Genomic DNA, 12,854 nt, shown 5'->3' on the forward strand with positions numbered 1-12,854 from the left:
GATGTCCGCCGGCTATCGGTCATGATTCGACCATGCGCGCCGCTTCTCGATAGGACGCCAGTAGCGCCTTGCGGTCGATCCGATTCTTCGCCGCCTGCCGATCGATGGTCTCCGCCCGATCCTTGAGTGCCTCGAAGCGTTGGCTCACGGCGTCATCGCCGGCGAGGCCGCTGTCGATGTCGTTCCACAGGCGCTTGTAGTCGCTGTGGATGCGTCCCCAGGACACGGAGAACTCGGCGAAGGTCGTCGCGCGGTGTCCGAGCCTCATCGTCCAGGCGATTCCAGCCAACACCGCCGACACGAGCGCCAGAACCGTGGTTCCGCCGGAAATTCCGCCGATCACGCTTGCGAAGGTGGCGCTCGAGGATACGAACAGCACGACGTGAACGACGTCGTCGGTCGTTTTCGCGCGCGCCGCCACCCGCCCGAAGTACCGCTGGCGCATGTCGGAGAAGAACATCTCCTCCCAGACCAAAGCCCGCAGCTTCGTCATGGATGTGTCTCCCCCTCTCACGATAGGCTCGCGGCGGCGGGTCGTCAAACCGCAACGCCCGGCGTCATCCGCGTCAACGCGCCAGTCCCTGCGGCGCAGACTCCTAGCCGAAGTCGTCGAACAGAATGTTGTCGCGCTCCACCCCGAGGCCGTCCAGCATGTCCATGCACGCCTTCAGCATCATCGGCGGGCCGCAGAGGTAGTACTCCACGTCCTCGGGCGCCGGGTGGTCCTTCAGGTAGTTGTCGTAGAGCACCTGGTGGATGAAGCCGGTCTTCCCGGTCCACCCGTCCTCGGGCAGCGGCTCCGACAGCGCGAGATGCCACTCGAAGTTGTCGTGATCGGCGGCGATGGTGTCGAAGTCGTCGATGTAGAACGCCTCGCGCAGGCTGCGCGCCCCGTACCAGAAGGTCACCCGGCGGTCGGTCCCGAGGCGCCGGAACTGGTCGAAGATGTGCGAGCGCATCGGGGCCATCCCCGCCCCGCCGCCGACGAAGACCATCTCGGCCGGGGTCTCCTTCGCGAAGAACTCGCCGAACGGGCCCGAGATGGTCACCTCGTCGCCCGGCTTCAGGCTGAAGATGTAGCTGGTCATCTTGCCCGGCGGCGTCCCCTCCGGCGCCCGCGGCGGCGGCGACGCGATGCGGATGTTGAGCATGATGACGCCCTTTTCCTCGGGGTAGTTCGCCATCGAGTAGGCGCGCGTCACCGGCTCGTCGAGCACCGCCGTGTAGCGCCACAGGTTGAACTTGTCCCAGTCGGCGCGGTACTCCTCCTCGACGTCGTAGTCGCGGTAGTCGTAGGCCCCGGGCGGGGCCTCGATCTGGATGTAGCCGCCGGCCCGGAACGGCACCTCCTCGCCGGCCGGCAGCTCCAGGATCAGCTCCTTGATGAAGGTGGCGACGTTGTGGTTCGAGCGCACCTTGCAGCGCCACTGGCGGATGTCGAAGACCTCCGCCGGCAGCTCGATGGCCATGTCCTGCTTCACCTTCACCTGGCAGGACAGGCGCACGCCCGCGCGCTCCTCGCCGCGGCTGAGGTGGCTGCGCTCGGTCGGCAGCACCGCGCCGCCGCCGTCGAGCACCGTCACCGTGCAGACGCCGCAACTCCCCTTCCCGCCGCACGCCGAGGGAATGAACAGCCGGTTGTCGGCCAGCGTGCCCAGCAGCGTGCCGCCGGCCGCGGTGCACAGCGCCTTGTCCGCGTCGCCGTTGACGGTGATGGTCACCTCGCCGGTGGCGACGAGCTGCCGCCGGGCGGCCATCAGCAGGCCGACCAGGGACACGATCACGAACGTGAACATCGCGACGCCGAGGGTGACGGTGACCATTTTGCTGCCTACCTGATCTCGTCGCCGAGCGCCTCGACGGACGCGCGGAGGACATCCTCGCCGACGACGTTGAGCAACACGAGCGCCAGCCTCCGCGTCTTGGCCTCCATGCCGAGTTGTTCGTCCGCCTCCAGGCTCGCCGGACCGTGTTCGCGAACGCAATCGCGTTCAGGACGCACCGGACCGCGCACGATCCCCCTGCGCCTGCTGGACCACGACTTCAAGTCCCATATCCTCCAGCCCGGCGACCGTGCGCCGGAAATCGGCGTCCGACGTGCCCGCGTTTACGAGATCGCGCAGGGGCATGACGCCCTTCATCTCCACTCGGGACCTGATCTTTTTCAGATTCTGCCGCTTGATCCGCTCCTCCCGCAGGGTGTCGAGGAAAACGCTGGGACCGATCACTCGTCGACTCATCACTCACCTCACCACGGCAAGATTCACGATAGAACGACACCGCTGGCACGTCAACGGAACCGGCGGATCAGAGCTGCACCCCGGCGAAGGCCATGAAGCCGAGCGCCATCAGCCCCACCAGCATGAACGTCAGCCCGAGGCCCCGCAGCCCCGCCGGCGGGTTCGAGTAGCGCAGCCGCTCGCGGATGCCGGCCAGCGCGATCACCGCCAGCGCCCAGCCGATGCCCGAGCCGAGGCCGAACACCGCGCTCTCGGCCAGCGTGTAGCTGCGCTCCACCATGAACAGCGAGGCCCCCAGGATGGCGCAGTTGACGGCGATGAGGGGCAGGAAGATGCCCAGCGCGGCGTGCAGCGGCGGCGCGAAGCGGTCCAGCACCATCTCGACGATCTGCACCATCGCGGCGATGGTCCCGATGTAGGAGAGGAAACCGAGGAACGACAGGTCGTAGGCGGCCAGCGACGGGTGCAGCCACGCCATCGCGCCCGGGCTCAGCAGGTGCGCGTAGATCAGGTTGTTCATCGGCACGGTGATCGTCAGCACGAAGACCACGGCGCCGCCGAGGCCGATGGCCGTGCTCACCTGCCGCGAGACGGCCAGGAACGAGCACATGCCGAGGAAGAAGGCCAGGGCCATGTTCTCGACGAACATCGCCTTGACCGCGAGGCTCAGGTAGTGCTCCAGCATCAGTCGGCCTCCACCTGATCGGTCTTCCAGCTCCGCAGCGCCCAGATCAGGAACCCGATGATGAAGAAGGCGGCCGGCGACAGCACCATCAGCCCGTTCGGCGTGTACCAGCCCGCCTCGCTCGCCAGCGGCAGCACCGTCGTCCCGAACAGGGTGCCCGAGCCGAGCAGCTCGCGCAGGAAAGCGGTGATCATCAGGATCACCCCGTAACCGAGGCCGTTGCCCAGCCCGTCGATCAGGCTCATGCCCGGCGGGTTCTGCATGGCGTAGGCCTCGGCCCGCCCCATGATGATGCAGTTGGTGATGATGAGCCCCACGAAGACGGTGAGCTGCTTCGACAGCTCGAACAGGTACGCCTTCAGCACCTGGTCGACCACGATCACCAGCGAGGCGATGATCGTCAACTGCACGATGATGCGGATGTTCGTCGGGATCTGGTTCCGCAGGGCGCTGACGAAGAAGTTCGAGGACATGATGACGACGACCACGGCCACGCTCATCACCAGCGCCGTGTCCATGCGGGTGGTCACCGCCAGGGCCGAGCAGATGCCGAGCACCTGCAGGGCGATCGGGTTGTTGTTGAACAGCGGGTCGATCAGCGCGTCGCGCGTCTTCGCCATCAGCCGTCCCTCCGCGTCCGGAGCGCCTCCAGGTAGGGGCCGAAGCCCTGCTCGTCGAGCCAGAAGCGCAGCATGTTGGTCACGCCGCGGCTCGTCATCGTGGCGCCGGCGAGGCCGTCCACCCGGTACGGATCGTCGGCCGGCGGCCCGGCCAGCCCCTTGATGACCTCGATGGCCGGCGCGCCGTCGGGGCCGAACGCCTTGCGGCCGTTCCACAGGCTCTTCCAGCGCGGGTTGTCCACCTCGCCGCCGAGCCCCGGCGTCTCCTTGTGCTCGTAGTAGGTCAGCCCGCGGATGGTCTCCAGGTCGGCGTCGAGGGCCACGAAGCCGTACAGGATGCCCCACAGGCCGAGGCCGTGGACCGGCAGCACCACCAGGTCGAGCGCGCCGCCGTCGCCGCGCAGCTCGTAGACCAGCGCCTGGTCGGCCACCCGCTGCAGCCCCGCGTTGTTGGGCGGCGCCGTCTCGCTCGTATCCGGATCCGCGGCCGCGGCGCGCGGATCGAAACCGGTCGGATCGGCGCCGGTGGCCGCGCCGGTCTCGCGATCGATGACCACCTGCGTGATCGGCGCGAAGCGCGCCCCGATCTCGTCCGGCTCCAGCCTCTCGTCGGGGGCCGCCAGCCCGGCCGCCACCAGCACGTTGCGCTGCATGTCGAGGGTCTGGTTGATCTCCTGCCGCTCGCGCAGCGCCACCGCGGAGGACGACACCACGATGGCGCAGGCCACGCAGACGACGGCCGCGAAGCCCAGGTTGTAGACGACGCTACCCTGCATAGCGCGCCCTCCGCCGCCGCACGTTCATCCGGATCGCGGCGTAGTCGATCAGCGGCGCGAACAGGTTCATGAACAGGATGGACAGCATCATGCCCTCAGGATACGCCGGGTTGACGACGCGGATGAGCACGACGAGCATGCCGATGAGAAAGCCGTACGCGAAGTGGCCCCCGCGCACCGAGGGGGCCGACACCGGGTCCGTGGCCATGAAGACGGCGCCGAACGCCCAGCCGCCGATCACCAGGTGCCAGGCGGGGCTCACGTCGAAGAAGGGATTCGTCGCCGACCCGATCGCGTTCAGCCCCGCCGCGGTCAGGAGCGTGCCGGCGGCGACGCTCACCATGATGCGCCACGAGCCGACGCCGGTGCCGACCAGCAGCGCCGCCCCGGCCAGGCAGGCGAGCACCGAGGTCTCGCCCATCGAGCCGGGCACGAAGCCGACCAGCGCCCGCCACCAGTCGAAGTCGGCCGCCATGTCCGCCGTCCCCCCGAGGGTGGCGACGGCCAGCGCGGTGGCCCCGCTGACCGCATCGGTGGACGTGTCCGCCGCTATCCAGACCGCGTCGCCCGACATCGCCGCCGGGTAGGCGAAGAAGACGAAGGCGCGGGACACCAGGGCCGGGTTCAGCACGTTCATGCCGGTCCCGCCGAAGATCTCCTTGCCGACCACGATGCCGAACGAGATGCCCAGCGCCACCTGCCACAGCGGAATCGTCGGGGGCAGGACCAGCGGGAACAGCATCCCGGTGACGAGGAAGCCCTCGTTCAGCTCGTGCTTGCGCACCACCGCGAACAGCGCCTCCCAGAGGCCGCCGACCGCGAAGGTGACCAGCACGATCGGCAGGTAGTAGAGGCCGCCGTGGACAAGGCAGCTCAGCAGGTCGTCGGGCGCGAAGCCGAGGCCGAGCGCCTGCATGGCGCCGGTCTGCCAGGTCGCGAGCGGCGCCGCCCCGCCCGCAATGGCCAGGTTGGCCTGGTAGCCGGTGTTGTGCAGCGCCATCCAGACGCAGCCGGCCAGCGCGATGACGACCGTGATCATCATCCGCTTCAGGTCGAGCCCGTCGCGCACGTGGGACGGGCCGGCGGTGACCTGGCCGGGGGTGTAGAGAAAGCTGTCCTGGGCTTCCCAGAGCGGGTACAGGCGCTCGAGCTTGCCGCCCGGCTCGAAGTGATGCGCCTGCGCGTCGAGCAGGCGCCGCAGGAACTTCATGGCGCGATCCGCGCTTCGTGGCTCGTGGACAGGCGCGCCGCCGGCGTTTCGTGCTTCTCCGCGCGGGCGCCCGCTGCTTGTGATTTTTTTCTCAAGCGCGGCGTCAAAAAAAGACGGGGACCCGTCCCCGAACTCCTCACCATCGTACCGCCGGCCCCGGAGGCAAGTCAATCCGGCCGGAAATGCAAGCCTCTCCACCAGCGGAGGTGGCAGATTCCGCCACCCTTGACAACCCTTTGGCCGGCACGCATGATGGACGTGAGGTCACGTGCGGATGACAATCGAAGTCCTTACGATAATCCTGACGGGTGTGAGCGTCACGGCGGGCGTCCTGCTGGGCGTCTGGCGGATGCTCGCGCACTACGAATCCCGGAACGACGCCGCGCACGCCGAGCTCGGGAGGCGTATCGACGGCGCGCGCGTGGAGCTCGGCGCGCGGATCGACGAGATGGGCAAACGGATCGACCTGGTGAACGGCCGGATCGACCTCGTCTACCAGGAGCTCGTCAAGAGCCGCATCTGACGCTCCGCGGGGGCGATCAGCCTTCCGTCCGCAGCGTCTCCAGCACGCGGCGCAGGTGCGGCGCGAAGTCGGTCTTCCCGGGATCGACGAACGTGCAGAGGGCGACGTCCTCCTCGTCCAGCTCCAGGCAGCCGAGCTCTTCGGCGCGCTCGACGTCGTGCATGACGAGCGCCCGCAGCATCGGGGTCGCCAGCAGGTCCAGCGGCATCACCCGCTCGTACATCCCGATGGGGACGATGGCGCGCGGCGAGCCGTGCGTGGAGGTGGTCATCGCGAACCGGCGGCCGGGAATCAGCCGCGAGGCGAACGTGCGGACCGTCGAGAACGTGTCGAAGCCCGGACCGAGCCAGCCCAGGAACTCGCGGTCGCGCCCCTCGGCGAGCACCGACACCTGCTGATGGTAGCGTCCCAGGTACCCGTGGACCTCGCCCGCGGCCGCGCGACCGGAGAGCACCGACCCCGAGACGATCCGGTGCTCGCGATCCGGATCGACCTCGCCCTCCAACAGCGTCGGGGTCGCGGCGCCGATGCGCGTGCGGAGAAGCCGCGGCCGGGCGACCGGCGGCCCCCCGAGCGCCACGACGCGCGAGGCGTCGAGCACCCCGGTCTCGAAGAGGCGGCCCGTCGCGATGACGTCCTGCACGCCGACGTGCCAGACGACCTTGCCGCGGTCCACCGGATCGAGGGTGTGGATATGCACGCCGGCCGTCCCCGCCGGATGCACGCCCTCGAAGACCTCGTGGCGGATCTGGTTGGCGGCCGAGACCGGCGCGTGCACGCGGTGGCCGGGTCCCGTGCAGACGAACACCGGCCCCGGGGTCAGCCGCGCCAGGGCTTCCAGCCCGCGCTCGAAGGGACCTTCCCGGCCCTGCAGGATGGCCGCCACGTCGGGTGCGAGGGGATTGGTGTCGATGGCGGTGACGAAGATCGAATGCGGACGGGCCGCCGGATCCGCCACGCGGCCGAAGGGCCGGGCCCGCAACGCCGTCCACTGCCCCGACTCGAGCAGCAGGTCCCGGACCTCGCTCTCGGTCATGCCGCTGGGGTGACGCCCGGACCAGGCCGCGAACCCGGCCGACTCGGGCTCGCGCCCTTCCCGCTCGGCCCGGCTCGGCTCGATGACCACCGACTGCAGGGCGCGCCGCGCGCCCCGGTTGATCGCCCGGACCGTGCCGGCCGCCGGCGCCGTATAGCGCACCCCCGGCATGGTCTTGTCCTCGAACAGGAGCTGGCCGCGGGAGACCGAATCGCCCACCGACACGTGCATCGTCGGGCGCAGGCCGACGTAGTCGGCGGCCAGCAGCGCGACGCGACGCGCCGGGGGGGCGTCTTCGATGGACGGCTGCGGGGCGCCGGCGATCGGCAGGTGCAAGCCGCGTGTGATCCGGTGGGTTGGCATTCGCAGGCCGGGTGCGGTCAAGAGAAATTATAGCCGCTCCCGACGCGCGCCTCGCGCCCGCTCGTCACAATCGCCATCAGGGCCGCGGCCATAGTCGCTCCAGTCGGACCGCCGCGTCGAGATCCCGACGCGCTCCCGGGGGCAGGGCATCGCCCGCGCCGGCCGCCGGCTCCCACGATCGCCGCGGCCACAACGCCGTGGCATCCAGCTCCTGGGTAAACGACCACTGCACGTCCTCCGACCCGGTGTCGACCTCGACCTCGCTGCAGCCGGCCATCCCGTAGTTGCCGTGCGTGCCGTCGTTGCCCCACGACGTGCCCAGCAGCTCGTTGACCACGAGCTGCTCCCGCGGCGCCCGGCACCGGACGGAAAAATGCGCGCTGCTCCCCGAGAACGAGGTCCGAACCCACACGCGCGGGGTGTCGGCCGGCTTGACGAAGGACGCCGCCCCCCGGCCCGGCTGCGACCACGCCGCCGTTTGTCCGCGGGCGCCGTCGCGACACCGGATCTGGAAGACGATCCGGCCCGCCGGAAACTCCGCGATGCTGCCCCTGTCGCAGGCCGATCCCACCGCGGGAACGAACGTCCGCATGTGCCGCTGCTGCGACGGCACCGGAACGCAGTTGTACGCACGCGTCCCACGCGCCGCACCCTCGTGGTAGCCATGACACGTCAGATCCATCGTGAGCGGACTCGTCCGGACCGCGTTGCGGAGATACGGCTCCTCCAGGGCGTCCGCGTAGTCGTCGGGTGTCGAAGCGACCTTCCCCGGACTCGTCCGCCGCACGCCAGGGCCTCCCCAATCCCGCTCCAGCTCGCCCGCCGCGGCCAGATCCCGAAACGCGGACGCGCCCAGCGCGCCGCCCGCGCCGGTCACCCGCTCCCACGAGCGCGGCGGCGTCAAGGCCGTCGCGGCCGGCTCCGGCGTGAACCACCAAAGCACGTCCTCCGGGCCGGCGTCCACCTCGACCTCGCTACAGCCGTCCAGCCCGTAGTTCCCGTTCGTGCCGTCGTTGCTCCACGACGTGCCGAGCAGCTCGTTGACCACGAGATACTCCTGCGGCGCGCGGCACCAGACCGACAGATGCGCGCTGTTGCCGAAAAACGAGGTACGAAGCCAGACACGCGGGGTAGCGGCCGGCTTGACGAAGGACGCCCGCCCCCGACCCGCGTACGACCACGCCGCGGACTGCCCGGAGCTGCCGTCGCGGCAACGGATCTGGAAGACGATCCGGCCCGCCGGAAACTCCGCGATGCTGCCCTGATCGCAGGCCGAGCCCACCGCGGGAACGAACGTCCGCATGTGGTGCTGCTGCGACGGCCTCGGGATGCAGTTGTACGCGCGCGTCGGGCCCTCGTCGTAGCCGTGACAGGTGACGTCGAGCGTCGGCGGCACCGTTGGGCCGGGCTGTGTCGGTGGTTGGGGTTGGGACGCAACGGTCAGAGTCAGCCTGAACGTACCGGTGTCGCCCGTCGAGTATGAAGTGGCCTCGATGGTGTACGTGCCGGCCTGAAGCCTTCGAGTGATACGCGCGTCGGTTCCGCGGCCCCCGTCATCGTCAGAGGCCAGTTGCGAGCCGCGAACATTCGCGCCCCGCCGCAGGTACAAGAGCGAGTCGATGTTCGACGAGGTCATGTCAATCGTCACGTCGGCTGCCCGAGCGAGCGTGAACCTGTAGAAGCGCGCCAGGTAGCCGCCGTCAAGGGTCGGCCGGTTCGGCGACACGCAGTCCCTTCCCAGAGTCCCGTTGCGCGCCCATGTCCCGCCTCCGGCGGACACTGTGCCGAGGTTGTGCAGAGTACAACGGCTCGTGGTGGGCGGGGGCGGGGGCGTGACGGAGGCCGTCGTTATCGCGAGGACGAACTCGTCATCTTGCCCGCCACTATATGTTGTAGCTTCGATCGTGTACGTGCTCCCCGCTGACAGCGTCAGCGAAGACAGCCTTGCATCGGTAGATGGACCCGAGTCATCATCCCGGTGCACGATGGACCCGTAGGGCCCTCCGTTTCGGATGTACAGGTACGTATCATTGCCGTCCCTTGAGCTCAGATCAATGGTATATCGCAGATTTGCCTTTGAAACAAAAGTGAAGTACCTGGAGTAGCTCCCATTGGTGGACCGCGCTGGTTCCTGAGAGGGGCAGGTGTGCCATCCGTTGACAGCATTACTATAGCCGGACCTATTCATCCCGGGAAAGATGTTCATGAGGTTGTAGGCACATGCTCCGTACGCCTCTTTCAGATTCGCGGTGTTGGAAGCGTTTATGACTCTCACGCCGTTACTGCTCCCGACTACTCCGGTTCGAACGCCCGCATGGTATCCATGCGGGTCGGAGAAGCGGGACAACTCCTCGCAGTCGGAGCGGAAGGTGTCAAAACACTCCGTGGAGTACGCCATGATCGTCCTAAAGCTCTGCCTCGGGCTCCCGCCGATATGCACGTAACCCCGACCGTCACTATGGTGCGACGTTGCGCCGTCCTTCTGGAGCTGGTACCGATCGTGACTGAGGCCGAAGTTGTGTCCCAACTCGTGCGCAAAGGTGAGGTTGGGGCTCAAACATTCCGCCAGGGTAAGACCAGAGTGTCCGGGTATATAGGCAATTCCACATGTAGGATCCCCATCGCTGTTGGGAATGCCATCGCGGACAATCAAATGCACGAGGTCAGCCCTGTATAGATCTCGGAGCGCCCGGACCGTGTCATCGTCCCGAAACGCGTCGAGCGTCTGTAACGTATTGCCTCGCTCGCTGAAGTAGCCAGTCTCTTCCACAAAAACGAGTTGGATCCGATGCGGAAGACCACCCGCAAGCAATGCGGAGTTGGTGTCCGCCACGGATGCCTGTATCTTTTCCACCATGAGAGTTCGGGCGGCGGCGGCATTCAACGAGCCCCCCAAGTCTCTCCTGGCTTGAGGGGTATACAAGACCAGGACGTCGACGCGAGAGGAGCCAGTGTTCGACGCCGGAGGCGGCGTCGGAGCGTCTTCGGGACGATCGGGAACGTCTCTGCTCCTCACACCATCGTCTCCCAGTGCTGGCGCCCTCGACATGTCGATCTGGCGGATGACGTGCACGCCATCTTCCATCGACTCCACTTCATACGTTCCTCCGGTCGTTCGCACGGTACCCCGGACAACGCCGCCGCTCACAACCAGTGCTGCTGTACCATCGTACTCCGAAGTTCCCTCGAGGCGACCGAGCAGGGAGTAGCCACCCGTCCACGTTACCCGCGTTTCCTCGAAGATGACCTGGAAGACGGCGTCGTCGAAGAAGTTCAGCGTCAACCCGACAGGAGTGCCGCCTTCTACGCTGGCGCGCGTATGAGCCAGCTCGTCGGCAGCAACCCTTACCAATCGAGATCGAACCGTCGTGATGCCGGAAGCGGGAGAGCCCAGGCGTCGGTCGGAGGGTGCAACGCCTGCGACTCGTTCTGACTCGACCGCCAAGAATAGACCGCTGCCAGGCTCTCCACCTTCTGGACTTTGGCGTAAAGCGGGCGCCGCAGCAAGAGGTGCCTCGGCAGCTTTCGTGGCGATCGGCATGCCGGAAAGGACTGCGACAAGAACGGTAGCCGCTATCGCTGCGGCGTTTACAGAAGCACTCTTGAACCTCTTCATCGTTAGCCTCCCACCGCCACGACTGATTGACCGTCGCCGACCATCACGCCACGTCGCGGTTGGCCGCGCTCTCGACCGCGGCGTTGTAGCTGACCGACCCGCGGTCGCGCACGAGCCGGCACGCCTTGTCGCGTGTCTTGGCCGTCCACACGGTGGCCAGCTTGACCTCGCGGATCTTGGCTGAACCGTCGGTCTACTTGCAACATCGCTGGGTCTCCTCGAATGCAAACGGGCAAGCGCGGCCAGATCTTCCGTGAACCACGCCAAGACGCCGGCGAGCGCTGCCTCCCCCCCTGAGGATCGCCCGCCCAAGGCCAAAGGACAGGGCCGCAACCTATCAAGGAGCGCCGTGACGGTCAACCCGGCAGCCGGCGGAGGTGAACGCCCGCGGATCGCCGCGGCCGGCGGAATGCGCGCCGGTGCGCTGGAGGCGACGACGGCGCGGGACGGCAGAATCTTGACCGCGCGCACGGCCGACAGTATGCTGCCGGACTCGTGACCATCCTGCTTAACGGCGAGACCTACGAGACCGCGGGTCCGCTGAGCGTGACCAACCTGCTCGAAGGGCTCGGCATCGATCCGCGCCGGGTCGCCGTCGAGCACAACCGGTCCGTGATCAAGAAGGCGGCCTACGACGCCACCGCCGTCCGGGAGGGCGACGAGGTAGAGGTCGTCAACTTCGTCGGGGGAGGCTAGGACGATGGCCGACCTCCCACTCGTCATCGCCGGCCGCCCGTTCCGCTCGCGCCTCATCGTCGGCACCGGCAAGTATCCGTCCGCCGCGGTCATGGAACGGGCCCACGAGGCGTCCGGCGCCGAAATGGTCACTGTGGCGGTTCGGCGCGTCGAGCTGAACCGGTCGCGCGAGTCGCTGCTCGACCACATCGACACCGAGCGGTACTTCCTGCTGCCCAACACCGCCGGCTGCTACACCGCCGACGATGCGATACGCACGGCGCGGCTGGGGCGCGAAGCGGGGCTCTCGAACTGGGTGAAGCTGGAGGTGATCGGAGACGAGAAGACGCTCTTTCCCGACAACGACGCGCTGGTGCAGGCCACGCGCGTGCTGGTCGGCGAAGGGTTCGTGGTCCTTCCGTACACGAACGACGACCCGGTCACCTGCCGCAAGCTGGAGGACGCCGGCGCCGCCGCGGTCATGCCGCTGGGCGCGCCGATCGGCTCGGGCCTCGGCGTGCAGAATCCGAACAACATCGTCCTCGTCAAGGAGGCGGCCGGCGTGCCGGTCATCGTCGACGCCGGGGTCGGCACGGCCTCCGACGCCGCCGTCGCGATGGAGCTGGGCATCGACGGTGTGCTCATGAACACCGGCATCGCCGGCGCGGACGACCCGGTCGGCATGGCCGAGGCGATGAACCTGGCCGTGCGGGCCGGCCGTCTGGCCTACCTTGCGGGCCGCATACCGCGCAAGCGGTACGCCACCGCCAGCAGCCCCCTGGAGGGCGTGATCGGCAGCTAACCGACGGTCCGCCTCCCTCCGCACGGCCACCCGCATCGCCAGCAAGGATGAGCTCACGCGCCTGAAGCGGGCGCGCGAAGCCGCGGATCGCGCGTACAACGACGCCCTGACGCGGGTCGATCGCGCGCTGCCGCCCCGGCCCGAGCTGCCCGACGCGCCGGGCGCCCTCGATCAGCGGCAGCTCACCCCCGTCAACGAGGCCTGGCGCGTGGCGCCCGACGTCGAGCCCGTGCTGGGGACCGGGTGGAAACGCCGCCTGCGCGCCTGGGTGTGGGATCTCGTCGGCCCGATCGTGGAACGGCAGCAGC

Annotated in this window: 12 protein-coding genes; 3 read left to right on the forward strand and 9 right to left on the reverse strand. The window is 68.2% G+C overall.

Translation table 11 applies throughout. The annotated features are described in order from the left end of the window. Positions 1-19 precede the first annotated feature (19 nt). The 7 genes from F4X11_15385 to F4X11_15415 form a co-directional block, all read right to left on the reverse strand. Positions 20-493 carry a hypothetical protein gene (locus tag F4X11_15385; protein ID MYN66391.1) on the reverse strand — a complete coding sequence of 158 codons (474 nt, stop codon included), beginning with the start codon at positions 491-493 and terminating at the stop codon, positions 20-22. Positions 494-596: 103 nt separating this feature from the next. Then, the gene (locus F4X11_15390) at positions 597-1,823 is read right to left on the reverse strand and encodes an NADH:ubiquinone reductase (Na(+)-transporting) subunit F (GenBank protein MYN66392.1); all 1,227 of its coding nucleotides are present in this window, start codon (positions 1,821-1,823) and stop codon (positions 597-599) included. 168 nt (positions 1,824-1,991) lie between these two features. Further along, positions 1,992-2,228, reverse strand: coding sequence for a hypothetical protein (locus tag F4X11_15395; protein MYN66393.1), 237 nt, complete (start codon positions 2,226-2,228; stop codon positions 1,992-1,994). 79 nt (positions 2,229-2,307) lie between these two features. Continuing rightward, positions 2,308-2,922 (reverse strand): NADH:ubiquinone reductase (Na(+)-transporting) subunit E, encoded by a 615-nt coding sequence (gene nqrE, locus F4X11_15400; protein MYN66394.1) that lies wholly within the window; start codon positions 2,920-2,922, stop codon positions 2,308-2,310. Between the two features lie 2 nt (positions 2,923-2,924). Continuing rightward, a complete protein-coding gene (locus tag F4X11_15405) occupies positions 2,925-3,545 on the reverse strand; it encodes an NADH:ubiquinone reductase (Na(+)-transporting) subunit D (protein ID MYN66395.1) in 621 nt (206 codons plus the stop codon). Continuing rightward, positions 3,545-4,321: a Na(+)-translocating NADH-quinone reductase subunit C gene (locus F4X11_15410; GenBank protein MYN66396.1), complete on the reverse strand. Its 777-nt coding sequence runs from the start codon at positions 4,319-4,321 to the stop codon at positions 3,545-3,547. The genes F4X11_15405 and F4X11_15410 overlap by 1 nt, the downstream gene beginning before the upstream one ends. Continuing rightward, positions 4,311-5,531, reverse strand: a complete 1,221-nt coding sequence (locus F4X11_15415) for an NADH:ubiquinone reductase (Na(+)-transporting) subunit B (protein ID MYN66397.1) — start codon at positions 5,529-5,531, stop codon at positions 4,311-4,313. The genes F4X11_15410 and F4X11_15415 overlap by 11 nt, the downstream gene beginning before the upstream one ends. Positions 5,532-5,805: 274 nt before the next feature. Here F4X11_15415 and F4X11_15420 point away from each other — a divergent pair, with 274 nt between their 5' ends. Next, positions 5,806-6,054 (forward strand): hypothetical protein, encoded by a 249-nt coding sequence (locus tag F4X11_15420; GenBank protein ID MYN66398.1) that lies wholly within the window; start codon positions 5,806-5,808, stop codon positions 6,052-6,054. Between the two features lie 16 nt (positions 6,055-6,070). Here F4X11_15420 and F4X11_15425 read toward each other — a convergent pair whose 3' ends face one another. Continuing rightward, a complete protein-coding gene (locus F4X11_15425) occupies positions 6,071-7,453 on the reverse strand; it encodes a Na(+)-translocating NADH-quinone reductase subunit A (protein ID MYN66399.1) in 1,383 nt (460 codons plus the stop codon). A 76-nt stretch (positions 7,454-7,529) separates the two neighbouring features. After that, the gene (locus F4X11_15430) at positions 7,530-11,069 is read right to left on the reverse strand and encodes a hypothetical protein (protein MYN66400.1); all 3,540 of its coding nucleotides are present in this window, start codon (positions 11,067-11,069) and stop codon (positions 7,530-7,532) included. A 495-nt stretch (positions 11,070-11,564) separates the two neighbouring features. On the opposite strand from F4X11_15430, the gene thiS reads away from it, so the two are divergent. Together thiS and F4X11_15440 are read left to right on the forward strand one after the other, a co-directional pair. Continuing rightward, a complete protein-coding gene (gene thiS, locus F4X11_15435; protein MYN66401.1) occupies positions 11,565-11,765 on the forward strand; it encodes a sulfur carrier protein ThiS in 201 nt (66 codons plus the stop codon). Between the two features lie 4 nt (positions 11,766-11,769). Then, complete coding sequence (locus tag F4X11_15440; GenBank protein MYN66402.1) at positions 11,770-12,546, forward strand: thiazole synthase; 777 nt, start codon at positions 11,770-11,772, stop codon at positions 12,544-12,546. Positions 12,547-12,854 lie beyond the last annotated feature (308 nt).

The organism is Acidobacteriota bacterium (assembly GCA_009861545.1).
GTDB lineage: Bacteria > Acidobacteriota > Vicinamibacteria > Vicinamibacterales > UBA8438 > WTFV01.

Bases quoted from the DNA above. Each gene is read 5' to 3' on its own strand.
- F4X11_15385 (MYN66391.1), bottom strand. From the start codon at position 493: ATGACGAAGCTGCGGGCTTTGGTCTGGGAGGAGATGTTCTTCTCCGAC.
- F4X11_15390 (MYN66392.1), bottom strand. From the start codon at position 1,823: ATGGTCACCGTCACCCTCGGCGTCGCGATGTTCACGTTCGTGATCGTG.
- F4X11_15405 (MYN66395.1), bottom strand. From the start codon at position 3,545: ATGGCGAAGACGCGCGACGCGCTGATCGACCCGCTGTTCAACAACAAC.
- F4X11_15410 (MYN66396.1), bottom strand. From the start codon at position 4,321: ATGCAGGGTAGCGTCGTCTACAACCTGGGCTTCGCGGCCGTCGTCTGC.
- F4X11_15415 (MYN66397.1), bottom strand. From the start codon at position 5,531: ATGAAGTTCCTGCGGCGCCTGCTCGACGCGCAGGCGCATCACTTCGAG.
- F4X11_15420 (MYN66398.1), top strand. From the start codon at position 5,806: ATGACAATCGAAGTCCTTACGATAATCCTGACGGGTGTGAGCGTCACG.
- F4X11_15425 (MYN66399.1), bottom strand. From the start codon at position 7,453: ATGCCAACCCACCGGATCACACGCGGCTTGCACCTGCCGATCGCCGGC.
- F4X11_15430 (MYN66400.1), bottom strand. From the start codon at position 11,069: ATGAAGAGGTTCAAGAGTGCTTCTGTAAACGCCGCAGCGATAGCGGCT.
- F4X11_15440 (MYN66402.1), top strand. From the start codon at position 11,770: ATGGCCGACCTCCCACTCGTCATCGCCGGCCGCCCGTTCCGCTCGCGC.